Origin of the sequence: Actinomadura sp. 6N118 (assembly GCF_044326415.1) — a bacterium.
Lineage (GTDB): Bacteria > Actinomycetota > Actinomycetes > Streptosporangiales > Streptosporangiaceae > Spirillospora.
In genome coordinates this window covers 1-872 of record NZ_JBIRAZ010000075.1, presented here as the reverse complement: position 1 = coordinate 872, position 872 = coordinate 1, and the positions used below count along the sequence as shown (strand labels likewise).

The following is an 872-nucleotide window of genomic DNA, read 5'->3' as shown; positions in this document are numbered from 1 at the left end:
GGTGGCTGGCGGGGTGTCGGCGCGGAACCTGGCGCGGCTGGGCCGCAGAGTGCATGACCTGGTCGCCGAACTCGCCGGCGAAGACCAGCCGCCACAGGATGCGGCGCGGGGGTATCAGCGGTCGTGGGTGACCGTCAGCCGGTCGCTGGATGGCGGCTGTTACCTGCACGGGTGGCTCAATCCCGAAGACACCGCCATCCTGGACGGCACCCTGGCACCGCTGGCCAAACCCGCCGGGACCGACGACCGCCGGGATCTGGCTGAGCGGACGGCGGCGGCGTTGTCGACGGTGCTGGCCGGTGGGCACCGGGACACCCGGGTCACTGTCATCGCTGACCTGCAGACGTTGACCGGTGATGACCGGCCCGGGCGGCTGCGTGATGGCACGCCGATTCCGGCGGCGCAGGTGCGGCGCATCGCCCTCAACGCCGGAATCTCCCCCCTGATCCTCAGCCCCGATCATGTGCCGCTGTATTTGGGGCATGCGGTGCGGATCGCCACCGCGGGGCAACGCCGGGTGCTGGAGACCCTGTATGACACGTGTGCGGTGCAGGGGTGTGAGGTGCCGGGGCTGTTGTGCGAGGTCGATCATGTCGATGGGTGGGCGCTGGGCAACAGCCCCACCGACATCGACAAGCTGGCGTTGTGCTGCGGCTGGCACAACCGCTGGAAACACACCCACCCCGAGCAGATACAGATCACCACCACCGAGGATGGCCGGTACCGGTATCGGGCGCTTCCTCCTGACGGGGTCGCCAGATCCAGACGCGGCAGACCTGTCGATCAGGCCGACAATCCCTGGCACGACCACGCGGCCTGACCACTCACACACCCCAGCCCTGTAGTAGCCCGGCGCCTTCCTGCACCGGGCC

The 872-nt window shown here is 69.3% G+C and carries 1 protein-coding gene; it reads left to right on the top strand.

Annotation, left to right across the window (positions count from 1 at the left end; all coding sequences use genetic code 11):
- A partial coding sequence (locus ACH34W_RS55420) for a DUF222 domain-containing protein (protein WP_395969355.1) occupies positions 1-820 on the top strand: 820 nt, incomplete at its 5' end.
- Positions 821-872 lie beyond the last annotated feature (52 nt).